Origin of the sequence: Acetobacter sicerae (assembly GCF_011516765.1) — a bacterium.
GTDB lineage: Bacteria > Pseudomonadota > Alphaproteobacteria > Acetobacterales > Acetobacteraceae > Acetobacter > Acetobacter sicerae.
The window spans coordinates 1-572 of sequence record NZ_JAAABN010000089.1 but is presented as its reverse complement, the minus strand read 5'-3'; the positions used below and the strand labels follow the sequence as shown (position 1 = coordinate 572).

Here is a 572-nt window from a genome sequence, read left to right as displayed (position 1 = left end):
TGACGTGCCCCCCGGAAATGTAACCATTTAAAAGTAGAGTCCGATCGAGAAGGATACGGACGGATGAAGCGCAGTCGTTTTACGGAAGAACAGATCATAGGGATTTTGAAGGAACAGGAATCCGGGCTGAAGGTCTCTGATCTTTGCCGTAAGCACGGGATCAGTGACGCGACCTTCTACAAATGGAAGACCCGTTATGGTGGCCTTGAGGTATCCGAGGCCAAACGGCTGAAGGCGCTGGAAGATGAAAACAGCCGCCTGAAACGTCTTCTGGCGGATGCCATGCTGGATAATGCGGCACTGAAGGAAATTGTTGGAAAAAAGTGGTAACGCCTGTCGCGAAACGGCAGGCAGTCCGACACATTCAGGAAGCTCTGGCCCTGAGTGAACGCCGAGCCTGTGCGCTTGTTGGTGTTGCCAGGCGTGTCGCGCGGTATGTTTCTACCGGAGCGGACGATGCTGCCCTGCGCCAGCGCCTACGGGAACTGGCGGACCAACGACGCCGCTTTGGCTATCGCCGCCTGGGTTATCTTCTGGCGCGGGAAGGCTTCAGCCCCAATCACAAGAAGCTG

The 572-nt window shown here is 55.9% G+C and carries 1 pseudogene; it reads left to right on the top strand.

Annotation, left to right across the window (positions count from 1 at the left end):
- Window positions 1-63 precede the first annotated feature (63 nt).
- A pseudogene (locus tag GVI59_RS18735) lies at window positions 64-572 on the top strand (transposase); the annotation flags it as partial.